The 22,176-nt window shown below is 54.3% G+C and carries 16 protein-coding genes; 11 read left to right on the top strand and 5 right to left on the bottom strand.

Annotation, left to right across the window (positions count from 1 at the left end; translation table 11 throughout):
- The first annotated feature begins 13 nt into the window (after positions 1-13).
- The 8 genes from J1778_RS06425 to J1778_RS06460 all read left to right on the top strand — a co-directional run bounded on the left by J1778_RS06425 (position 14) and on the right by J1778_RS06460 (position 11,531).
- Positions 14-2,020: an autotransporter outer membrane beta-barrel domain-containing protein gene (locus J1778_RS06425; protein ID WP_217172465.1), complete on the top strand. Its 2,007-nt coding sequence runs from the start codon at positions 14-16 to the stop codon at positions 2,018-2,020.
- Positions 2,021-2,186: 166 nt separating this feature from the next.
- Positions 2,187-3,101 carry a glycine--tRNA ligase subunit alpha gene (gene glyQ / locus J1778_RS06430; RefSeq protein WP_014333298.1) on the top strand — a complete coding sequence of 305 codons (915 nt, stop codon included), beginning with the start codon at positions 2,187-2,189 and terminating at the stop codon, positions 3,099-3,101.
- 9 nt (positions 3,102-3,110) lie between these two features.
- Positions 3,111-5,180: a glycine--tRNA ligase subunit beta gene (gene glyS / locus J1778_RS06435; RefSeq protein WP_217172466.1), complete on the top strand. Its 2,070-nt coding sequence runs from the start codon at positions 3,111-3,113 to the stop codon at positions 5,178-5,180.
- Between the two features lie 284 nt (positions 5,181-5,464).
- Positions 5,465-6,187: a DUF3053 domain-containing protein gene (locus J1778_RS06440; protein WP_159281821.1), complete on the top strand. Its 723-nt coding sequence runs from the start codon at positions 5,465-5,467 to the stop codon at positions 6,185-6,187.
- Positions 6,188-6,365: 178 nt separating this feature from the next.
- Positions 6,366-7,160: a DsbA family protein gene (locus J1778_RS06445; RefSeq protein WP_217172467.1), complete on the top strand. Its 795-nt coding sequence runs from the start codon at positions 6,366-6,368 to the stop codon at positions 7,158-7,160.
- 525 nt (positions 7,161-7,685) lie between these two features.
- Complete coding sequence (locus J1778_RS06450; RefSeq protein WP_217172468.1) at positions 7,686-9,599, top strand: PTS mannitol transporter subunit IICBA; 1,914 nt, start codon at positions 7,686-7,688, stop codon at positions 9,597-9,599.
- A gap of 98 nt (positions 9,600-9,697) precedes the next feature.
- Positions 9,698-10,846, top strand: a complete 1,149-nt coding sequence (locus J1778_RS06455; RefSeq protein ID WP_217172469.1) for a mannitol-1-phosphate 5-dehydrogenase — start codon at positions 9,698-9,700, stop codon at positions 10,844-10,846.
- A 136-nt stretch (positions 10,847-10,982) separates the two neighbouring features.
- On the top strand, positions 10,983-11,531 hold the full coding sequence (locus J1778_RS06460; protein ID WP_217172470.1) for an MltR family transcriptional regulator: 549 nt from the start codon (positions 10,983-10,985) through the stop codon (positions 11,529-11,531).
- A gap of 5 nt (positions 11,532-11,536) precedes the next feature.
- Here the strand turns inward: J1778_RS06460 and J1778_RS06465 are convergent, their stop codons facing one another.
- On the bottom strand, positions 11,537-12,145 hold the full coding sequence (locus J1778_RS06465; protein WP_217172471.1) for a LysE family translocator: 609 nt from the start codon (positions 12,143-12,145) through the stop codon (positions 11,537-11,539).
- Positions 12,146-12,291: 146 nt separating this feature from the next.
- On the opposite strand from J1778_RS06465, the gene J1778_RS06470 reads away from it, so the two are divergent.
- Together J1778_RS06470 and J1778_RS06475 are read left to right on the top strand one after the other, a co-directional pair.
- Positions 12,292-13,791 (top strand): aminotransferase-like domain-containing protein, encoded by a 1,500-nt coding sequence (locus J1778_RS06470; protein WP_217172472.1) that lies wholly within the window; start codon positions 12,292-12,294, stop codon positions 13,789-13,791.
- 65 nt (positions 13,792-13,856) lie between these two features.
- Entirely contained in the window at positions 13,857-14,216 is a 360-nt protein-coding gene (locus J1778_RS06475; RefSeq protein WP_217172473.1) for a YibL family ribosome-associated protein, read from the top strand.
- A 69-nt stretch (positions 14,217-14,285) separates the two neighbouring features.
- Here the strand turns inward: J1778_RS06475 and yiiM are convergent, their stop codons facing one another.
- The 4 genes from yiiM to fdhD all read right to left on the bottom strand — a co-directional run bounded on the left by yiiM (position 14,286) and on the right by fdhD (position 18,975).
- A complete protein-coding gene (yiiM, locus tag J1778_RS06480) occupies positions 14,286-14,957 on the bottom strand; it encodes a 6-hydroxyaminopurine reductase (RefSeq protein WP_217172474.1) in 672 nt (223 codons plus the stop codon).
- A gap of 107 nt (positions 14,958-15,064) precedes the next feature.
- A complete protein-coding gene (locus tag J1778_RS06485; RefSeq protein WP_217172475.1) occupies positions 15,065-17,011 on the bottom strand; it encodes a methyl-accepting chemotaxis protein in 1,947 nt (648 codons plus the stop codon).
- 292 nt (positions 17,012-17,303) lie between these two features.
- Positions 17,304-17,924 carry a superoxide dismutase [Mn] gene (sodA, locus tag J1778_RS06490; RefSeq protein WP_217172476.1) on the bottom strand — a complete coding sequence of 207 codons (621 nt, stop codon included), beginning with the start codon at positions 17,922-17,924 and terminating at the stop codon, positions 17,304-17,306.
- Positions 17,925-18,132: 208 nt separating this feature from the next.
- A complete protein-coding gene (gene fdhD / locus J1778_RS06495; RefSeq protein WP_217172477.1) occupies positions 18,133-18,975 on the bottom strand; it encodes a formate dehydrogenase accessory sulfurtransferase FdhD in 843 nt (280 codons plus the stop codon).
- A gap of 144 nt (positions 18,976-19,119) precedes the next feature.
- Here fdhD and fdnG point away from each other — a divergent pair, with 144 nt between their 5' ends.
- Positions 19,120-22,167, top strand: a complete 3,048-nt coding sequence (gene fdnG / locus J1778_RS06500) for a formate dehydrogenase-N subunit alpha (RefSeq protein WP_217172478.1) — start codon at positions 19,120-19,122, stop codon at positions 22,165-22,167.
- The last annotated feature ends 9 nt before the right edge of the window (positions 22,168-22,176 follow it).

The raw sequence follows: 22,176 nt of genomic DNA on the forward strand, positions 1-22,176 counted from the left end.
GGATATCACACTTATGACCGGCAAAAAGACGTCCAGATTACGGCTAACGAAAGGGGCATTTACGGTGGCGCTATGCCTGGGATTACAGGTTCCGGCGCAGGCTTTTGACCAGCTTTATGTGTTCGGTGACAGCCTGAGTGATACCGGCAATATTGGCCGCTGGACCTTCGACAGCAGCTCACATCAGCTTTATGACGAAATCCTGGCGAACAACATCGGCACAACGTTAACGCCGTCCTCAAAAGGCGGCCTGAACTATGCCGAAGGCGGCGGTGTCGCGGTTCCGGGACTGGATTCCGATTACACTACTCAGGATCAGGTCAGAAGCTATCTGGCCTCGACCGGCGGCAAAGCCGACCCGAACGGGCTGTATGTGCACTGGATTGGCGGTAACGATCTGGCCGCGGCGGCACTGAGCCTTAACCCGATCACGGCGGTGGAAATTGCCACCAACAGCGCGACGCAGGCGGCCTCGCAGGTGAATGATTTACTCAAAGCCGGTGCCGGAACAGTGGTGGTGCCAACGGTGCCCAATATCGGTCTGACGCCGGTGCTGATGGAAGGCGTGATACAGGTCGGATTACTGCCGGTGCAGCAACAGGCGCTGGAAGCGGCATATCAGTATCTTAATGGGCAAAATACGCCGGATGCCGATGCCCGCACCGAAGCCATTCATAATGCGCTGGCGGCCGCTGCGGCGGAAGGCTCCGGCATTCCGCTGGTGCAGGACGTGATCGCCAAAGGGCTGGCAGCGGCTTATGACGCGCTGAAAGACGTGGCAGGCGGCCTGACAGACACCTACAACACCACCGAAGATATCGCGCTGGCGAAAACCGGCGGCAATATTGCGCGTGTGGATATCAACGGGCTGTTCAACGAAGTGGTAGCCGATCCGGCGTTATACGGTTTCGCCAACACGGCCGGTACGGCCTGTCCGGTCGGGACATCCGCATCGGAATGTACCTCGAACCTGCCGGGCTTCGACACCAGCAAAGCTTTCCTGTTTTCCGACCATTTCCATCCGACACCTCAGGCGCATGCGCTGATCGCCCAGTATATGCAATCGGTGATCGATGCGCCGCTGGAGGCTTCGGCGCTGAGTCAGGGATCGCTGGCGCTGGCGAGAAATACGCAGGGATTGCTCGACAGCCGTTATCAGCAGCTGCGCACGCAGGATAACGATGCCGGCACCTTTGGCATGTTTGGCGGTTACGCCGGACAAAGTGCAGACAGCAAATTCAGTCCGTCGATGGGACTGGGCGATGGCGATTTAACCTCTAACTCGCTCAATATCGGCATGGATTATCAGATGACCGATCGCTGGATGATGGGGCTGATGATTTCCGGTTCAGACGATAAACAGGATCCGACCGACCATTACAGCTACCGCACACGCGGCTGGATGGCGACGGCGTTCACCGGCATTAAAATCGCCGAAAATGGCTGGATCAACGGCGATGTGCATTATGGTTCGCTCAATTATGACGACATCGAGCGCCGTATCACCCTCGGGCCAACCACCCGTACCGAACGTGGCGATACCGACGGTAAGCAGGTCGGCGGACGCGTCACCGCAGGCTGGGATTTCCCTGTCCTGCCGGTGCTGAAAACCGGGCCGGTGGCGCAATACAGCTGGGATTACAGCAGTGTTGACGGCTACAGCGAGAAAGGTAACAACAGCACCTCGATGCGTTTTGGCGATCAGACTTCCCATTCACAAATCGGCGCACTGGGCTGGCGTGTCAATGCAGAACTTGGCATCGTCAATCCTTATGCACAGGTGACGTATGACCGGCAGTTTGGGGACAAAACCTACACCACCACCGGCGCGATCAAATCCACCCGCACGCGGTTCAGCCGCACCACCGGCGAGCAGGATGACGACTGGGTTGATATGACCGCAGGCTTAAACGTGCAAATCACCCACAGCATTTCGGCATTTGCTGCTATTTCACAAACCACCGGACTGGATTCCGGCGAACAAACGTCCTACAACGCCGGGATCAGTGCACGGTTTTAACGGTAAAAGGGGCGTTAAGCCCCTTTTACTTTCCAAAAATTCGCGCCGAAACTTAAACACTGCCTCTCCGTATGTCTCAGTCGCCTGATTCTGGCTGATTATCTTCCGTTCAGCGGGTATACTGTCGCATTCTCTTTACACCCACTTTCTCGCGTGCGAATCCAACATGCAAAAGTTTGATACCAAGACATTTCAGGGCCTGATCCTGACACTGCAAGACTATTGGGCGCAGCAAGGCTGCACCATTGTTCAACCGCTGGATATGGAAGTCGGCGCGGGCACCTCGCACCCGATGACCAGCCTGCGCGCACTCGGCCCTGAGCCTTTTGCGGCAGCATATGTTCAGCCATCACGCCGTCCGACCGACGGCCGCTACGGCGAAAACCCGAACCGCCTGCAGCACTATTATCAGTTCCAGGTGATGATCAAACCTTCACCGGAAAACATTCAGGAGCTGTACCTCGGCTCGCTGAAAGAGCTGGGTCTTGACCCGCTGATCCACGATATCCGCTTCGTTGAAGACAACTGGGAAAACCCGACGCTCGGCGCCTGGGGTCTTGGCTGGGAAGTGTGGCTGAACGGCATGGAAGTGACGCAGTTCACTTACTTCCAGCAGGTCGGCGGCCTGGAATGTAAACCGGTAACCGGCGAAATCACGTACGGTCTGGAACGTCTGGCGATGTACATCCAGGGCGTGGACAGTGTTTACGATCTGGTCTGGAGCAACGGTCCGCTGGGTAAAACCACCTACGGCGACGTGTTCCATCAGAACGAAGTTGAGCAATCGACGTATAACTTTGAATACGCGGATGTCGATTTCCTGTTCACCTGTTTTGAACAGCACGAGAAAGAAGCGCAAACCCTGCTGGCGCTCGAAAAGCCACTGGCACTGCCGGCGTACGAGCGCATCCTGAAAGCGGCCCATTGCTTCAACCTGCTCGACGCGCGTAAAGCGATTTCTGTGACTGAACGTCAGCGCTACATTCTGCGCATCCGTACCCTGACTAAAGCGGTAGCTGAGGCGTATTACGCTTCCCGCGAAGTGCTGGGCTTCCCGATGTGCAAAAAGAACGAGAAGTGAGATAAGTCCATGACTGAAAAAACATTTCTGGTGGAAATCGGCACGGAAGAACTGCCACCGAAGGCTCTGCGCAGCCTTGCTGAATCTTTTGCAGCTAACCTGACTGCGGAGCTGGATGCGGCAAATCTGCCACACGGCGACGTAAAATGGTTTGCAGCTCCGCGCCGTCTGGCGCTGAAAGTCTCCGGTCTGCATGAATCCCAGGCTGACCGCGAAGTTGAAAAACGCGGTCCGGCTGTGGCGCAGGCATTCGATGCCGAAGGCAAACCAAGCAAAGCCGCTGAAGGCTGGGCTCGTGGTTGCGGTATCACCGTTGATCAGGCCGATCGTCTGGTCACCGACAAAGGGGAATGGCTGGTTTACCGTGCGCACGTCAAAGGCGAAAGCGCGCAACAACTGCTGCCTGCGATGATCGCCACGTCTCTGGCTAAACTGCCAATTCCTAAACTGATGCGCTGGGGCGATTCCGACGTGCAGTTTGTGCGTCCGGTTCACACCGTGACCCTGCTGTTAGGCGATGAGCTGATCCCGGCGAAAATCCTCGGTATCGATTCTGGCCGCACTCTTCGCGGTCACCGCTTTATGGGCGAGCCTGAATTCACCATCGACAACGCTGATCAGTATCCGCAAATTCTGCTGGAACGCGGCAAAGTCATTGCTGATTACGAACAGCGTAAAGCGCTGATCAAACAGGATGCTGAGAAAGCGGCGAAAGAGATTGGCGGCATCGCCGATCTGAGCGAAAGCCTGCTGGAAGAAGTGGCGTCGCTGGTTGAATGGCCGGTGGTTCTGACCGCGAAATTCGAAGAGAAATTCCTGGCGGTTCCGGCTGAAGCGCTGGTTTACACCATGAAAGGCGACCAGAAGTATTTCCCGGTGTACGACGCTGCGGGTAAACTTCTGCCGAACTTCATCTTCGTGGCTAACATCGAATCGAAAGATCCGCAGCAAATCATTTCCGGTAACGAGAAAGTGGTGCGTCCGCGTCTGGCCGATGCCGAATTCTTCTTCAATACCGACCGCAAAAAACGTCTCGAAGATAACCTGCCGCGTCTGGAAACCGTGTTGTTCCAGAAACAGCTGGGTACGCTGCGCGACAAAACCGACCGCATTCAGGCGCTGTCAGGCTGGATCGCTGAGAAAATCGGTGCCAACGTTGAGAACGCCAAACGTGCCGGTCTGCTGTCAAAATGTGATCTGATGACCAACATGGTCTTCGAATTCACTGACACGCAGGGCGTGATGGGCATGCACTATGCGCGTCACGACGGCGAGCAGGAAGAAGTTGCGGTTGCGCTGAATGAACAGTATCAGCCACGCTTTGCAGGCGACGAGTTACCGGCTTCGCTCGTAGCGTGCGCGCTGGCAATCGCTGACAAGATGGACACCCTGGCCGGTATTTTCGGCATCGGTCAACATCCGAAAGGCGACAAAGACCCGTTCGCACTGCGTCGTGCCGCGCTGGGTGTTCTGCGTATCATCGTTGAGAAAAACCTGCCGCTTGATCTGCAAACCCTGACCGAAGAAGCGGTGCGCCTGTACGGTGACAAGCTGACTAACGCCAAAGTTGTCGATGAAGTGGTTGATTTCATGCTCGGTCGTTTCCGTGCGTGGTATCAGGAAGAAGGTCACGCAGTCGATACCATTCAGGCTGTGCTGGCACGTCGTCCGACCAAACCGGCAGATTTCGATGCGCGTGTGAAAGCGGTGAGCTACTTCCGTACGCTGGATGAAGCGGCAACGCTGGCTGCGGCCAACAAACGTGTGTCGAACATTCTGGCGAAATCCACCGATGTTCTGCTGGATCACGTCCACGCGTCCGTGCTGAAAGAACCTGCTGAGCTGAAACTGGCAACGCATCTGGTGGTTCTGCGCGACAAACTGGAACCGCTGTTTGCGGCCGGTGAGTACAAAGAAGCGCTGGTAGAACTGGCTGCGCTGCGCGAAACCGTCGATACGTTCTTTGATACCGTGATGGTAATGGATGAGAACGAAGCGGTGCGTATCAACCGTCTGACCCTGCTGTCTAAACTGCGTGAGCTGTTCCTGCAGGTGGCGGATATTTCGCTGCTTCAGTAAGTTAAGTTTTTGCTCCCTCCTCTGCGAAGGGGAGGGTTGGGGTGAGGTATTACAGCAACATCAAAAAGTTGAAGTATGCGTGGACCCTCGTTTTGTCTTTAATACCCCCTCCCAGCCTCCCCCTTCGCAGGGGGAGGAGCAAGGCAGCTTATCGGATGCCAATTTCTGCGCTTTTTTAAAAAGCGTTATCCCCCCAATTGTTCTATTCTATAACCCGCATGGAATGCACAGCATCGGCAGGGAACTGGCCGGAAGAAGAACATTGAAATCAGGAGTCAGGACTCATGGCTGTAGGGATCAGAAGCGGTGTATTTTCTCGCTGGCTGGCGCCGTTTATCGCACTGCTGGTTGTTTTCCAGCTCACTGCCTGTGGCGATAAAGAACCGGAACAACGCAAAGCCTTTATCGATTATTTGCAAAATACCGTCATGCGCAGCGGGCAAAACCTGCCTTCGCTGAGTGAAGATCAGAAACAACGTTTTGGTAATTACGCGAATGACTACGGCATTATCCTGTCGTTCTCCCGCCAGATGAAGGGTGCCGTTGATGGCAGCCTGGTACCGGTGGTCAGCGCGATTGGTCAGGTGCGTACTCCGCAGGATTACATGACCCAGCGCAGTGCGTTGCAACAGGCGGCCAGCACCTTGAGCATGCTGAATGCACAATTGCGTGATTCAAAAGTGAAAGCTGATACGGCCATGGCTGCACTGAAACAACCGGACGATCTGAAAGCGGTCTACGGCCAGGTATACAACACCGTTGTTACCCAGCCAGCTAACGTGCTGACGCCTCTGGTGCCAGCGCTGCAGAGCTTCACGCAGGATATCGTCTCTGTTGGTGATTACCTGCAACAACAGGGCACTCAGGTCGCTTTTGCCAATGGCGGCGTACAGTTCCCGACGCAGCAGCAGGCAACACAATACAACACCATGATGTCCAATCTGGTCGGCAAACAGCAGACATTGCTTCAGGCGCAGAAAGTCGCCCAGGGCGATTTCAGCAACTAAGCCAGTTAGTGTTGTGATGAACTTAAGCCACGCTCAAATGCGTGGCTTTTTTATTTCCGCCGTTCCTGCTCTTACATTTATAAAAAATGACAATTTTTACCCTGCAAATCCTGCTGATTTCCTCTACTTTTGAAGGCAACTGTCCGTTTATCCCCGTATTTCATATTAAGGATTTTTGATGAAACGTCAGACGATGACTCTGTTGGCTTCTCTGGTGCTGGCTCCGACGCTGGCTTTTGCTGCCGACAGCGCAACCGCAGATTTCACCCCGGCGCAGCAGGAAGCCATTGGTAAAATTGCGGCAGATTACATGTTGCAGCATCCGGAAATTCTGGTGCAGGTCAGCCAGAAATTGCAGGCAAAGCAGGCGGATCAGCAACAACAGCAGACCCTGAGTGCAGTGCTGGCAAACGCCAAAGCGCTGGTGAATGACCCGGCGACCCCAAGCTTCGGCCCGAAAGATGCCAAAGTAGCCTTTGTGGAATTCTTCGATTACCAGTGCCTGTATTGCAGTCACATGGCGCCGCTGGTCGAGCAGACAGTGAAAGCCAATCCGAACGTGCGTTTCGTCTTTAAAGAATGGCCAATCTTCGGTGACCGCTGGAAAGCATCAATTACTGCGGCTGAAACCGGTATGGCGATCTGGAAAGAAAAAGGCGCTCAGGCGTACTTTGATTATCACAACAGCATTTACCGCACCGGCCATGATGAAGGCAAACTGACCGATGCCGATATCGCGGGCGCAGTGAAAGCCGCCAAAGCCACAGCACCGACCGACGCGCAGCGTAAAGCGACGCACGAAGCCATCGCCTCGAACGATGAACTGGCGCGTACGCTGGGCTTCAGCGGCACGCCGGGCTTTGTCGTGATGCCAACCAGCGGCGCGACCGCTGAAAACACCACCGTGCTGCCGGGCGCCGTGTCTGCGGAAGAATTGCAGGCCGCTATCGTGAAGGCGCAGGGCGGGAAATAATTTCCTCTTCCGGGACACGATAAAAAACGGCGGACTGTCTGACAGTTCGCCGTTTTGATTTCCGCTCCCGCCTGTAATTTTATTTCAACATCGCCTCCGTAAACTCATTTTTCCATTCCCGTGACACATCTGAATGCTTTTTAAGCGAAATACGCAAGCCTGCCTAAAAATACTTTGTGATGAATATCACGTTTTAATGATAAAGAATCGTTAACAAATAGTGATTTACGTCACGTTTTTGTCATCGTCAGGCTCAAAAAATCGTCAGTGTAGCTGGGTTACAGGGGTTTTTTGTGATCGTGATCACCAAAAGTAAGGGGGTGGTGGCCGTATACGTGTGATCTCCGTCACGGGCTGCCGGGTGGCTACGCGAGGCCTATAATCACGTGGTAGAGTCCGCCTCGCAGACAGCAATTCGACGGACGGATTTTTAAAGCAGTGGCAGAAAAACCGAAATAACCGTCACCGATAATTAACTGATATCACGCGCTCTATTGTCAGCGCGTATCAATAGGGGTGCGTTTTATGTTTTCACCAGACGTTAAGATCAAAGTTCAAAACTTTGGTCGCTTCCTGAGTAACATGGTAATGCCCAACATCGGCGCGTTTATCGCCTGGGGTATCATTACCGCTCTGTTCATTCCTACCGGCTGGATCCCTAATGAAACATTAGCGAAGCTGGTTGGCCCGATGATCACCTATCTTCTGCCATTGCTCATCGGTTATACCGGTGGTCGTCTGGTCGGTGGTGACCGCGGTGGTGTGGTCGGCGCCATCACCGTCATGGGGGTTATCGTTGGTGCGGATATGCCAATGTTCCTCGGCGCAATGATTGCAGGTCCGCTGGGCGGCTGGTGCATCAAGCGTTTCGACCGCTGGGTTGACGGTAAAATCAAAAGCGGCTTCGAGATGCTGGTTAACAACTTCTCGGCCGGTATTATCGGTATGCTGCTGGCGATTCTGGCCTTCCTGGCGATTGGTCCGCTGGTAGAAGCGCTGTCTAAATTGCTGGCTGCAGGCGTGCACATCATGGTTATTCATAACCTGTTGCCGCTGGCCTCTATCTTTGTTGAACCGGCGAAAATCCTGTTCCTCAACAACGCCATCAACCACGGTATCTTCTCTCCGCTGGGTATCCAGCAGGCGACGGAAACCGGTAAATCTATCTTCTTCCTGATCGAAGCGAACCCGGGTCCGGGTATGGGCGTCCTGATGGCGTACATGTTCTTCGGTCGTGGCAGCGCTAAGCAATCTGCTGGCGGCGCGGCAATCATCCACTTCCTGGGGGGTATCCACGAAATTTACTTCCCATACGTTCTGATGAACCCGCGTCTGCTGCTGGCGGTCATTCTGGGCGGTATGACTGGCGTGTTCACCCTGACTCTGCTGAACGGCGGTCTGGTGTCTCCGGCTTCTCCGGGTTCCATCCTGGCAGTGCTGGCGATGACGCCAAAAGGTGCGTACTTCGCTAACATCGCGGCTATCGTGGCAGCGTTTGCGGTGTCCTTCGTTATCTCTGCTTTCCTGCTGAAAACGACCAAAGCGAAAGACGGCGACGATCTGGACGAAGCAACCCGCCGTATGCAGGACATGAAAGCACAGTCTAAAGGCGGCAAACCTGCTGTTGCAGGCGTGGCTGGCGACCTGTCTACCGTACGTAAAATCATCGTTGCCTGTGACGCCGGTATGGGTTCCAGCGCGATGGGTGCCGGTGTTCTGCGCAAAAAAGTGCAGGATGCAGGGCTGACCAACATCAGTGTTACCAACAGCGCCATCAATAATCTGCCTGATGATGTGGATCTGGTGATTACGCACCGTGACCTGACTGAACGCGCCATGCGTCAGGTGCCACATGCGCAGCACATTTCGCTGACCAACTTCCTCGACAGCGGCCTGTACACTGACCTGACTTCCCGTCTGGTGGAAGTGAACAAAGCCAGCCAGTACAAAGAGAAAGTGACGACAACGCTCGGCGACAGCATCGTGGCGGACAATGAAAACGAAAACCTGTTCCGTATCAGCGAAAGCAATATCTTCCTCGGTCTGAGCGCTGGCACGAAAGAAGAAGCGATTCGTTTCGCGGGTGAGCAACTGGTGAAAGGCGGGTATGTTCAGGCAGAATATGTCGAAGCAATGCTGGCACGTGAGCAACTGACCTCGACGTATCTGGGTGAATCCATCGCTGTGCCACACGGCACCATCGAAGCGAAAGATCGCGTACTGAAAACCGGTATCGTGTTCTGTCAGTATCCTGCGGGTATCCGCTGGGGTGATGATGAGGATGACCGCGCACGTCTGGTCGTCGGTATCGCAGCACGCAATAATGAACACATCAACGTGATCACCAAACTGACCACGGCGTTGGACGAAGACGGTGTTATCGAGCGTCTGGCGAACACCACCAGCGTTGAAGAAGTTCTGACTATTCTTCGCGGCTGATACTGAGCATTTAATCGAAAAGTAATTACTAAGCGGGTCTTGCGAGACCCGCTTGTTGATTCGGAGCCCGGTGCTCCTCACGATTTGAAGGAATAAATATGAAAGCATTACATTTTGGTGCAGGTAACATTGGTCGCGGTTTTATCGGGAAATTACTGGCTGATGCCGGAATTGAACTGACGTTTGCCGATGTCAGCCCTGCCTTGCTGGATGCGCTGAACAGCCGCAAAGGTTACGACGTGCACGTTGTCGGTGAACAGGCCACCGTTGAGCCTGTCAGTAATGTGAATGCCGTGAACAGCGCCGGTCAGGATGCCATTAACCTGATCGCCGAGGTTGATCTGGTGACCACTGCCGTCGGCCCGACTGTGCTGGAAAAAATCGCGCCAAACGTCGCAAAAGGTCTGGTGCTGCGTCATCAGCAAGGCAACGAAAAGCCCCTGAATATTATCGCCTGTGAAAACATGGTGCGCGGTACCAGCCAGTTCAAACAGCACGTATTCAACGCGCTGCCGGAAGATGAAAAAGCCTGGGTTGAAGCGCACATCGGTTTTGTCGATTCCGCCGTAGACCGTATCGTTCCGCCAGCCGCTGCGGGTACTACCGATCCACTGGAAGTCACCGTTGAAACCTTCAGCGAATGGATTGTGGACAAAACCCAGTTCAAAGGCGAATTGCCGCAAATCGCCGGTATGGAACTGACCGATAACCTGATGGCGTTCGTCGAGCGTAAACTCTTCACCCTGAACACCGGTCATGCGATCACCGCGTATCTCGGTCAGCAGGCAGGCCACGCGACAATTCGTGATGCGATCCTTGATGAGAAAGTGCGTCTGGTGGTCCGTGGTGCGATGGAAGAAAGTGGTGAAGTGCTGATCCGCCGTTACGGTTTTGACCCGGAAAAACATTTCGCCTACATCGAAAAAATTCTGACCCGTTTTGAAAACCCGTACCTGCACGATGATGTTGAGCGCGTTGGCCGTCAGCCACTGCGTAAACTGAGCGCAGGCGACCGGTTGATCAAACCGTTGCTGGGCACGCAGGAATACCGTCTGCCGAATGACAATCTGATCAGAGGGATTGCGGCCGCGATGCATTATCGCAGCGAGCAAGATCCGCAAGCTAAAGAACTGGTAGAATTGCTGGAGAAAGTCGGGCCAAAAGCCGCCCTCGCCCAGATTTCAGGTTTGCCAGAAGATGGCGAAGTTGTGGCGAAAGCGGTCGCTCTCTACGAATCGATGCACTAATACTGCGTTTATTTTGATTTCGCCAACATCAGGCAAAGAAAGCCCTGTCGGGCAGGATGTATCTGCCCGACATGCGTGCATCATGGATGACGCCAGGGGCGCTGTCAGCATCGGCACTTTACTGCAAGTAAGCCCTATGGAAAAAGCTCAGGCGTTTGAAAACCGTGTACTCGAAAAGCTCAATGCGGGTAAAACCGTGCGCAGCTTTTTGATGACCGCTGTGGAATTGCTGGCCGAAGCGCTGGATATTCTGGTGGTGCAGGTTTTCCGTAAAGACGATTACGCGGTGAAATATGCCGTTGAACCGTTACTAACCGGCACCGGTCCGCTCGGTGATTTGTCGGTGCGTCTCAAACTGATTTATGCGCTGGGTGTGATCAGTCGTCATGAATATGAAGATGCCGAATTACTGATGGCGTTGCGTGAAGAGCTGAATTACGACGGCGAAGAGTATCGTTTTACTGATGATGAAATTCTCGGCCCGTTTGGTGAACTGCATTGCGTGACAGAACTGCCACCGGTACCGACTTTCCTGAAACCGGGAGAAGCCGACGAATCGCTGATCGCCATGCAACGCCAGCGTTACCAGCAAATCGTCCGCTCCACGATGGTTCTTTCCGTGACGGGGCTGATCGCCCATATCAGTAATCAGCAACCTTCCCGATTATCCCCGGTGCAAAAATAAATCCCTTAAATCATTGCATGGCGCACTTCGCCAATCAGCAACCACAGCGCGGTTAATGCCATCATACCGCCCATGATGGTGTTGAACATTTTCAGCTTCCATTCCACACGTAACGCCTGACGTAACCTGTCACCCATCACCACCCACACCAGAATGCACGGCAGATTGATCAGCGCAAAGCCGATGCAAATCAGCAGCGTGTGATGCAGCATATTGCCATCCGGTGGCGTGAAAAGGATCGCCACGTTGGTCGCCATCAGCCAGGCTTTCGGATTCACTGCCTGAAATAATGCGCCATTAATCATATTCATCGGCTGCTGTTTCTCGCCTTCTTTCGGCGAGCCGGAACGGTAAATTTTCCACGACAGCCAGAACAGATACGCGCAGCCGATTGCCGCCATCGGCAGGCGCACGACCGTCATCCAGCTGAGTAAAATCGCCAGCATGGAGGTCATCAGGGCGCACTGCACTACGCAGCCAAGCGTGATCCCCAGCATCATCGGCACGCTGCGGCGCAGCCCGAAATTCACTCCGGAAGCCGCCAGCAACAGATTGTTCGGGCCGGGCGTAATTGACATCACGGTGACGTAACTGACAAAAGCGGTATCTATCATTTTTTGTTTTCCTGCATCCCCTGTTTTCCAGATCATCAGAGTAAACAGTGAACAGGAAAGGTAACAGAACCAGAAATACGCTATTGTCATGGTTACAGATTGCGTAACAAAAAACTGTACCCATCTCTTTTTACGGAACTGACACCATGACTGACACTGCGGATTTCAGCGATACCCGATATAACCAGCTGGCGGAACAACTGGCAGATGCCATTCGTCGGGGCACACTCGCGCCCGGCAGCCGTTTGCCATCGGTGCGGCGCAGTGCGCAAACCTGGTCAGTCAGCATCAATACCGTGGTGGCGGCTTACCGGCGGCTGGAAGATCGCGGCTTTATCGAGGCGCGTCCGCAGTCCGGATTTTATGTCCGTGCGGCACTGCCAGCGCTAACCCATCAGCCGCATGAACAGCCGCAGACGCCCGCCGCAGAACCGGCAGATGAAGTGCTGGATTTGATCGACAAAGTCTTCGCCTCACAAATCGACCCGACTTACACCAATCTCTCACTGGCCTGTCCGCAGTCGAATGATTTTTACCCGACCGGAAAGCTCGGGCGGATCATGTCGTCTTTGCTGCGCCGCCAGCCGAACCTCATCGGACAATACGCGTTGCCGCCGGGCAGCCCGGCGTTACGTCAGCAAATCGCCCGCCGTGCGCTGACGCTCGGCATGATTTTAGAGCCCGCCGATATCACCATTACACACGGTTGCATGGAAGCGTTACAGCTTGCGCTGCGCGTCACGACCAAACCGGGTGACAGCGTCGGGCTGGAAACGCCGACTTATTTTTATCTTCTGCCAATGCTGGCGAGTCTCGGACTGAAAGCGGTGGAGATCCCCACCGATCCGCAAACCGGTTTATCGCTGGATGTGCTGGAAATGCTGCTCACTGAAAAGCGCCTGAATGCGGTGATTGCCATGCCGACGGCGCAAAATCCGCTCGGCTTCACTATGCCGCTGGCAGCGAAGAAAAGGCTGGCACGACTGATGAACGATCATCATGTACCGCTGATTGAAGACGGGCTTTACGCCGAAATTCAGTTCGGTGCGACGTTGTCTCCGGCGGTAAAATCTTTCGATCGCGATGGCTGGATCCTGTTTTGCACCAGCTTTACCAAAACGCTGGCCCCTGATTTTCGCATCGGCTGGGTAGAAGGCGGACGCTTCGCCGATAAGCTGCATAAACTGAAAGCGGTGTCATCGATGGCAGAATCCGCGTTGCTTTCACAAACGCTGACGGTGTTTCTGGAATCGGGCGGTTATGACCATCATCTGCGGGCTTTGCGAAAACGCTACGCAGCGCAGGTCGAGCAGGCACGTGCGTTGATTGCCCGCCATTTCCCGCAGGGAACGCGTGCCACACAACCGGCGGGCGGATTTGTGATTTGGGTCGATTTCCCGCCGGGTGTTGATTGCGTCACGTTGTTCCATCAGTTGCTGAAAGATAAAATCTGCATGACGCCGGGACAGTTATATTCGCCGAGCGGTCGCTACAGTAACGGCCTGCGGTTGTCGTGCTGTTATGTTTTCGATACCCGCTATATTTCCGCGATGATCCGTATCGGCGAGCGCGCGTGTGAGATGTGTGGTTTGCCGCCCGGGCTGGCAGAAACGCAGGAGCAAGCTGAAGAATCGCGCACTTCCTGATACACTGACGTTTATTATTCCCAATTTACAGTTTTGCCCGCTGCGGCATGAACGGACCTGAAACCATGAAAGAAGTCGAAAAAGCCGAGATCAAACGCCTCAGCGATATGCTGGACGCACTGAATCACAAGGATGCGGTCGTTATTCAGGCAGGTAATGCTGAGTTAATCGCTAAGCACGAAGAAGAAAAAGAAAAGCTGGCTGCCGAGATCGCGCGTCTGAAAGATGTGCGTGTGAAAAAACTCAGCACCGAAGCGCAGAAACTGGAAAAGCTGTTCAGTCGTGAAATCACCAAGAAAGAACAGGCTGATATGGGCACGCTGAAGAAAACCGTACGAGGTATCGTGGTGGTTCACCCGATGACTGCCCTGGGCCGCGAAATGGGCCTGAAAGCGGTGACCGGTTTCGCGAAAAAAGAATTCTGATGAAACTTTTCCTCCCCCTTCGCAGGGGGAGGAGCAAAGAAAAACCCCGCCAGCTACACCCGATGTGTTTTACTTCCCAAACAATCTTCGTCCAAAATCCTCAATCTTGCGATTCACCAGTCGCATCTGCATGGTTTTACTCCAGCTCGCCGAAATCCCCGCCGCAGACATCAGACGCCGGTACTGTTCTTCATCAAATGGCATGTGAAACGCGATAGAAATGGCTTCGGCAACGGAGACTTCACTGTTGCGGGTCAGCAATTCCAGCGGGCGATCGCCACTGGTTTTGCCGGTGCCCACGACGCGATATAACCAGCCGCAGCGGCCACTTTGCTGTAACAGTGGTGAGAGGTTCTGGCAGTCGAGAAAATGGTTCAGCTTGTAGCAGGGCGCGCGCGGCTGCGTCACCTGAATCAGCGTTTCGCCCCAGCGGAAAATATCGCCGATAAACACGTTATCCTCTGTCATGCCGAGCGTTGAAAGGTTTTCGCCAAAAGCGGGCGGATGGAAACGATCTTCTTCTTCGGGAAACTGCTGGCGCAGCCAGGCGTAATGCTCGCGGGGGAAATGGCACAGCGCGCGGTCAGCGCCGCCGTGGTATGACTTCTCGGCCTGCTGATCGCCTTCCAGCCCGAAAGGCGTTACGGCGATGCCGCCATCGACCTGACGTTTGGCAATCGCACTGGGTGAAAAATCGGGATATTGCTCGATGGTACCGATGTACACGTCGGGATAATGCATAAGCTCTCCGCTGCTGAAATGTCACTCACACCAGCATAACCTGCATTCGGCAGCGGGAGTAGAAGGAATACCTGCGCACACGCGGGGCACGCAGGTTTACCCTCAGATCAGAACGTTTCCCAGTTTTCCTGACCGGTTTTGCTTTGCACCGGCGGTGCGAGAGTCGGGCGGCGCAGCGCGGACGATGCCGGGGTGTTAAGCATCTTACCGTTCTCGGCCAGACGGAATACCGATACCGCCTGCGTCAGCGTAGCTGCCTGATCTTCAAGCGAATCTGCGGCGGCAGAGGACTGCTCAACCAGCGCGGCATTTTGCTGGGTGGTGCTGTCCATTTCAACAATCGCCTGTGATATTTGCGCGATACCCCGGCTCTGCTCGTCAGACGCCGAGGCAATTTCACCCATAATATCGCGGACATGCGAAACAGATTTCACAATGTCCTGCATCGTGCGGCCGGTATTTTCCACCAGTCTGGCGCCGGTACTGACGCGTTCAACCGATTCGGCAATCAGCCCTTCAATCTCTTTTGCTGCCTGCGCACTGCGTTGCGCGAGTGTACGAACTTCAGAAGCCACCACGGAGAATCCGCGACCCTGTTCACCGGCACGTGCGGCTTCCACCGCAGCGTTGAGTGCCAGAATGTTGGTCTGGAAAGCGATACCGTTGATGACTGAGGTGATTTCAGCAATGCGCTTCGAGCTGCCGGAAATCTGCTGCATAGTATCCACCACTTCGCCGACCTGTTTGCCGCCAAGTGTTGCCGTGCCTGAGGCTTCACTGGCCAGTTTACTGGCGTGATGGGCGTTATCGGCATTTTGTTTCACCGTCGCGCTCAGCTCTTCCATGCTGGCGGCAGTTTCTTCTACCGCCGCGGCCTGCTGTTCGGTGCGTGAGGAAAGATCGGTATTTCCGGCGGCGATTTCTGCTGCGGCGTGGGACACCTGCGAAACGCCGGAGCGGATTTCATAAATCATGGTGCTGAGATTCTGACTCATCGCGGCAACGGCGTTCATCAGCATCCCCAGCTCGTCACGGCGGGTTGTCGGATGCGCGGCGGTCAGATCACCCTGCGCAATAGCTTCGGCGGTTTTAAGTGTATCGCGCAGCGGTTGGGCAATCTGGCGGGTAATGCGCCAGGCAATGATAATCCCGGCCAGCATCACAATCAGGGTTATCACCATCATGATCATCTGAGCGTGGCTGATATCCAGGTGCGTATTATCCAGCTCGTTTTTGAAGATTTTCGCGACCAGCGCATTCATTTCCGCAGCTTTTACTGACAACAACTGTGAGTTTTTCTGCTCTTCTTCATAGGCAGGCATATACGCCACAACGTGGCTTTTATAGGTAGCCAGTGCGCTCATCAGTGGTGCGAGAGTGGCCTGCTGATTCGGCAACAGCAGCGCATTCAGTTTTTTGGCATTCGCCTGCGTGTCATCAATCGACTGCAACAGCTTAGCTTCGGATTCTTTGTTAATGCTCAGCAACAGACCGCGCACGTTATAACGCACGCTGATGAGTTTCTGAATCACTTCGGCCAGAGAAAGACGAATGGACGGATCGGCGTCTTCCACGCGCAACTGATCCTGTAAACGCGTCACCACGGCTTCAGTTTCGGAAAGGTTCCAGCTCGCGCGAACGGCATCCTTCTTATCGACAGCCAGCTTAAAGGCGTCCTGAGCCTGCTGATATTCGTGGATTTTAACCGGCACCTGATTGAGTTCGGCCTGACTGGCGGCATCCCACTCCAGCTTGCCTTTTGACTGGGCAATCAGCTGAGAAAGTGCGTTGATTTTGTCCTGATTTTGTTTGAGATAAGCGGGATCGTAATTGAGCTGATACAGCGTACGGCTGAGACGGGCTTCGTTTAACAACGCGTTCATCTGGTTGCTGAAATCGACTTTTTCAGCGCGCTGGCCGATGTCGTTAAATTTGACCATCCCTGCCGCAGTGATGGTGACCGCGATCAGAAGGACCAGCCCGAAGCCCAGACCCAGTTTAGTGCCGACTTTGAGATTATTCATCCACTGCGAAAGACCTGTTCCGTTGCTCATGTTCATTCTCCGTCGAACATCCCTTTAAAATTAATAAGTGATTTTGTGACGCCTTTGTGAACAACCTATCGGTGGACTTAAGAGAAACTTTATAGGGAACGGCGCGTATTTTTGATTAATGCGAGCGGGATCGGATAAGGGCAGAGGGGATATGAATGTTTGGCATTTAAACAGTGATCGAACCCTGGAAAATCACTTCATAGAAAGTCTAAAAAAGGACATAAAAAAGGCGGGTCAGTGACCCGCCATTAGCGAAAACATCTTGCCCGTTAATAAGGGCGGTAAAGCGAAATTACTTCGCTTCAGCCAGACGTTTTGCTGCTTCGTCCCAGTTAACAACATCCCAGAAGGCTTTGATGTAATCAGGGCGTTTGTTCTGATATTTCAGGTAGTAAGCGTGTTCCCAGACGTCCAGACCCAGCAGCGGGTAACCGGATGCGCCGGAAACAGCTTCGCCCATCAGCGGGCTGTCCTGGTTAGCAGTAGAAACAACGGCCAGTTTGCCGTCTTTCAGCACCAGCCACGCCCAGCCTGAACCGAAACGAGTGGTCGCTGCTTTCTCGAAAGTTTCTTTGAAAGCGTCAACGCTGCCGAAATCGCGTTCGATAGCAGATTTCAGTTCGCCCTGCAGGGTGGTGCCGGTTTTCAGGCCTTTCCAGAACAGGCTGTGGTTAGCGTGACCACCTGCGTTGTTACGCAGTGCAACTTTCTTGTCCGCAGGCACTTTGTCCAGGTTTGCGATCAGCTCTTCAACAGGAAGTTTTGCCAGTTCTGGCAGGCTTTCCAGTGCAGCGTTCGCGTTGTTCACGTAAGCCTGGTGGTGTTTGGTGTGATGGATTTCCATCGTTTCTTTGTCGAAATGCGGTTCGAGTGCGTCGTATGCGTAAGGCAGTGATGGCAGTGAATAACTCATGTTCATCGTCTCCATAGTGTAGGGCGGCACCGTCATTGTGAGCACCGCGTAATCAGTGGGATCATTATAGTTAATTAAATGATATTGAAAATGATTATCTATGCTCCACACTTTATGCGGGTACTCGTAAGCGCCTGTTATACGGGGCTTAGAACCAGATAACCGCAAACAATCCTAAATTGTCTAAAGGCACGTGAAGCTTAGCGTGTTACCGCAGTCTTTGCGGATGGGTATACACCGTTGCCCGTCCCGGTTTGCTGAAACCGACCAGCGTCAGGTTGCATTTTTCGGCGACGTCTACCGCCAGCGTGGTGGCGGCGGAGACGGCAAACAGAATTTCGACGCCACACATCGCGGCTTTCTGCACCATTTCATAGCTGGCGCGGCTCGACACCAGCGCGGCACCGGATTTCCATTCACTTTGTTTTTCACGCAGGCCAAGCATTTTATCGAGTGCCACGTGACGTCCCACGTCCTCGCAGCCACCCAGTAATTCGCCCTGCGAGGTTATCCACGCGGCGGCATGCGTACAGCCGGTCAACTGACCGATTTCCTGTACGGATTTCAGCTGATTCAGCGCGTTATCCAGATTCGCCAGCTCAAAGGTTTGGGTAAATGGCAGCGGTGCGAGCGGACGGAACAAATCTCCCAGTTGCTCAATGCCGCAGACGCCGCAACCGGTGCGGCCTGCCATGGCGCGACGGCGCTCTTTCAGCCCGGCAAAACGGCGGCTCGATAATTCGATGTTAACTTCAATACCGTTACAGTTTGGTGTCACGTCCAGCCCGAAAATATCTGTAGCCGATTCAATAATTCCTTCCGACAGCGAGAATCCCAGCGCAAAGGCCCCGAGATCTTTCGGCGACGCCATCATCACCACATGTGAAATCCCGTTATAGACCAGCGCAACGGGCACTTCTTCTGCAATCCAGTCGTCTTCCAGTTCGCCAGGATGTGTGCGCTGCATCACCGGTTTTTGGCTGGCTCCGATGATCTGAGTCACTTTTTTATCATCTTTTTCGCCCAGTTCTTTTACTTGATGGACATCCATTGGCAATAACCTTATAAACATTCCGGCTACATAAGCCGTACAAACTGTCAGGACTTTGGGTCTTAATTTTACCGCTTCCGCATCTGCAACGGAAAGCGGCAATTTAAAAGCAATGTGTTAACAAATGATGGGAAGGAGTCTTTCATGCAAGTCAGCAGAAGACAATTATTCAAAATATGTGCGGGCGGTATGGCCGGCACTACCGCGGCATTATTGGGGTTTGCCCCGACAATAGCGCTGGCGGAAACCCGCCAATATAAGCTGCTTCGCTCACGTGAAACCCGCAACAACTGTACTTATTGCTCAGTGGGTTGCGGCATGCTGATTTACAGCCAGGGCGATGGCGCGAAAAACGTCACTGAAAATATCTTTCACGTAGAGGGTGACGCCGATCACCCGGTCAGTCGTGGCTCATTGTGCCCGAAAGGCGCCGGCGTGCTGGATTACATCCACAGCGAAGGCCGTCTGAGATATCCGGAGTATCGTGCTCCCGGCTCCGATAAATGGCAGCGCATCTCCTGGGATGAGGCGATTTCCCGTATCGCCCGCCTGATGAAAGATGACCGCGACGCCAACTTCGTCGAGAAAAATGAAAACAACGTTACGGTTAACCGCTGGCTGACCACCGGCATGTTGTGTTCGTCCGCGGCCAGCAACGAAACCGGCCTGCTGGACCAGAAATTCACCCGCGCGCTGGGGATGGTCGCCATCGACTGTCAGGCCCGTCTTTGTCATGGCCCGACCGTCGCGGCATTAGCGCCGAGCTTTGGTCGTGGCGCGATGACCAACAACTGGGTTGATATCAAGAACGCCAACGTCATTTTAATTATGGGCGGAAACGCGGCAGAAGCGCATCCGGTCGGATTCAAATGGGTGATAGAGGCGAAAACCAAAAATAACGCCAAAGTTATCGTCGTCGATCCGCGCTTTAACCGCAGCGCCGCTGTAGCCGACATCTATGCGCCAATCCGCGCCGGTTCAGACACCGCCTTCCTTCTTGGCATGATCAACTACCTGATTACGCATAATAAAATTCAGACCGAATACGTCAGGGAATACACCAACGCCAGCCTGCTGGTGCGGGATGATTATGCCTTCAGCGATGGCCTGTTCAGCGGCTTCGATGCGACTAAAAAATCCTACAACAAAGACAGCTGGCACTATCAGCTGGATGAAAAAGGCTTGGCGAAACAGGACAAAACCTTGCAGGACCCGCGCTGTGTCTGGAATCTGCTGAAAGAGCACGTTTCCCGTTACACGCCGGAACTGGTGGAGCGTCTGTGCGGCACCTCGAAAGAAGATTTCCTGCTGATCAGCTCCATTCTGGCAGAAACCTGCGCGCGCGATAAAACATCGACCATTTTGTACGCTCTGGGCTGGACACATCATACCGGCGGCGCGCAAATCATCCGTTGTGCGGCGATGATCCAGCTGTTGCTGGGCAATATCGGCATGCCCGGCGGCGGCGTGAATGCGCTGCGCGGCCACTCCAATATTCAGGGTTATACCGATCTTGGTTTGCTGTCGCTGAATCTGCCGGGCTATATGCCTTTGCCGTCAGAAAAACAGACCAACCTGACCGATTATCTGCAACAGATTACGCCGACACCGCTGGTGGACGGGCAGGTCAATTTCTGGAAAAACACGCCGAATTTCTTCGTCAGTATGATGAAAAGCTTCTGGGGCGATCATGCCACGGCGGAGAACGACTGGGGCTTTGACTGGCTGCCGAAATGGGACAAAAGCTACGACGTGCTGCAACAGGCTGAGCTGATGACCGAAGGCAAACTGAACGGTTATATCGTTCAGGGCTTCAACCCGCTGGCGGCATTCCCGGATAAAAACAAATCCTCGCGCGCGCTCTCAAAACTGAAATACATGGTGGTGATTGACCCGCTGGTGACCGAGTCCTCGAACTTCTGGCAGAACCACGGCGCGATGAACGACGTGCAGACCGCCGATATTCAGACTGAAGTGTTCCGTCTGCCGTCTTCCTGTTTTGCGGAAGAAAACGGTTCGATTGTGAATTCCGGCCGCTGGCTGCAATGGCACTTCCAGGCGTCTGAGCCACCGGGTGAAGCGTTGCACGACGGCAAAATTATCGCGCGTCTGTTTATGAAACTGCGCGAGCTGTATCAGAAAGAAGGCGGTGCCAATCCGCTGCCGGTGATGAATATGGCGTGGGATTATCAGGATCCGCTCGACCCGCTGCCGGAAGAAATCGCCCGCGAAGCCAACGGCAAAGCGCTGGCCGATATCCATGACGATCAGGGCAATTTGCTGGCGAAAAAAGGTCAGCAGATTTCGACCTTTGCCCATCTGAAAAACGACGGCAGCACCGCCAGTTTCTGCTGGATTTACGCCGGTAGCTGGACAGAAGCCGGTAACCAGATGGCGCGCCGCGATAACGCCGATCCATCGGGGCTGGGCTGCACGTCCGGCTGGGCATGGTGCTGGCCGCTCAACCGCCGCATTCTGTATAACCGCGCCTCCGTTGACCCGCAGGGTAAACCGTGGGATCCAAAACGCGAAATCATCCGCTGGGATGGCGCGAAATGGACCGGTTATGACGTGCCGGATTACAGCGCGGCGGCGCCGGGCACCGGCGTGGGTCCGTTTATCATGCAGCAGGAAGGCGTCGGGCGTTTATTTGCCACCGACAAAATGGCCGACGGCCCGTTCCCGGAGCATTACGAGCCGATTGAATCGCCGATTGGCACTAACCCGCTGCATCCGGCTGTGATTTCCAATCCGGTCGCACGTATTTTTGCCAGCGATTTACCGAATATGGGCACTGCCAAAGACTTCCCGTATGTGGCGACCACCTATTCGATCACCGAATTGTTCCGCCACTGGACCAAACACGCGTTGCTGAATGCCATCGCGCAGCCTGAACAGTTTATCGAAATCGGCGAAGGTCTGGCCGCCTCGAAGGGCATTGCGCAGGGCGATGAGGTGAAAGTTTCCTCGAAGCGCGGATTCATTGTGGCGAAAGCCGTGGTGACCAAACGCATCCGGCCGCTGACCATCGACGGCAAGCACGTCGATACCATTGGCATCCCGTGCCACTGGGGCTTTGAAGGCGCGACGCGTAAGGGCTATTTAGCCAACACGCTGACGCCGTCAGTCGGCGACGCTAACTCGCAAACGCCGGAGTTCAAGGCGTTCCTGGTTAACGTGGAAAAGGTCTAACGGAGGCGA

It is taken from the genome of Rahnella bonaserana, from assembly GCF_019049675.1.
Lineage (GTDB): Bacteria > Pseudomonadota > Gammaproteobacteria > Enterobacterales > Enterobacteriaceae > Rahnella > Rahnella bonaserana.

What these genes read in the sequence shown, in the direction of transcription:
- J1778_RS06425 (WP_217172465.1), top strand. Translation starts at nt 14, where the DNA reads ATGACCGGCAAAAAGACGTCCAGATTACGGCTAACGAAAGGGGCATTT.
- glyQ (WP_014333298.1), top strand. Translation starts at nt 2,187, where the DNA reads ATGCAAAAGTTTGATACCAAGACATTTCAGGGCCTGATCCTGACACTG.
- glyS (WP_217172466.1), top strand. Translation starts at nt 3,111, where the DNA reads ATGACTGAAAAAACATTTCTGGTGGAAATCGGCACGGAAGAACTGCCA.
- J1778_RS06440 (WP_159281821.1), top strand. Translation starts at nt 5,465, where the DNA reads ATGGCTGTAGGGATCAGAAGCGGTGTATTTTCTCGCTGGCTGGCGCCG.
- J1778_RS06445 (WP_217172467.1), top strand. Translation starts at nt 6,366, where the DNA reads ATGAAACGTCAGACGATGACTCTGTTGGCTTCTCTGGTGCTGGCTCCG.
- J1778_RS06450 (WP_217172468.1), top strand. Translation starts at nt 7,686, where the DNA reads ATGTTTTCACCAGACGTTAAGATCAAAGTTCAAAACTTTGGTCGCTTC.
- J1778_RS06455 (WP_217172469.1), top strand. Translation starts at nt 9,698, where the DNA reads ATGAAAGCATTACATTTTGGTGCAGGTAACATTGGTCGCGGTTTTATC.
- J1778_RS06460 (WP_217172470.1), top strand. Translation starts at nt 10,983, where the DNA reads ATGGAAAAAGCTCAGGCGTTTGAAAACCGTGTACTCGAAAAGCTCAAT.
- J1778_RS06465 (WP_217172471.1), bottom strand. Translation starts at nt 12,145, where the DNA reads ATGATAGATACCGCTTTTGTCAGTTACGTCACCGTGATGTCAATTACG.
- J1778_RS06470 (WP_217172472.1), top strand. Translation starts at nt 12,292, where the DNA reads ATGACTGACACTGCGGATTTCAGCGATACCCGATATAACCAGCTGGCG.
- J1778_RS06475 (WP_217172473.1), top strand. Translation starts at nt 13,857, where the DNA reads ATGAAAGAAGTCGAAAAAGCCGAGATCAAACGCCTCAGCGATATGCTG.
- yiiM (WP_217172474.1), bottom strand. Translation starts at nt 14,957, where the DNA reads ATGCATTATCCCGACGTGTACATCGGTACCATCGAGCAATATCCCGAT.
- J1778_RS06485 (WP_217172475.1), bottom strand. Translation starts at nt 17,011, where the DNA reads ATGAGCAACGGAACAGGTCTTTCGCAGTGGATGAATAATCTCAAAGTC.
- sodA (WP_217172476.1), bottom strand. Translation starts at nt 17,924, where the DNA reads ATGAGTTATTCACTGCCATCACTGCCTTACGCATACGACGCACTCGAA.
- fdhD (WP_217172477.1), bottom strand. Translation starts at nt 18,975, where the DNA reads ATGGATGTCCATCAAGTAAAAGAACTGGGCGAAAAAGATGATAAAAAA.
- fdnG (WP_217172478.1), top strand. Translation starts at nt 19,120, where the DNA reads ATGCAAGTCAGCAGAAGACAATTATTCAAAATATGTGCGGGCGGTATG.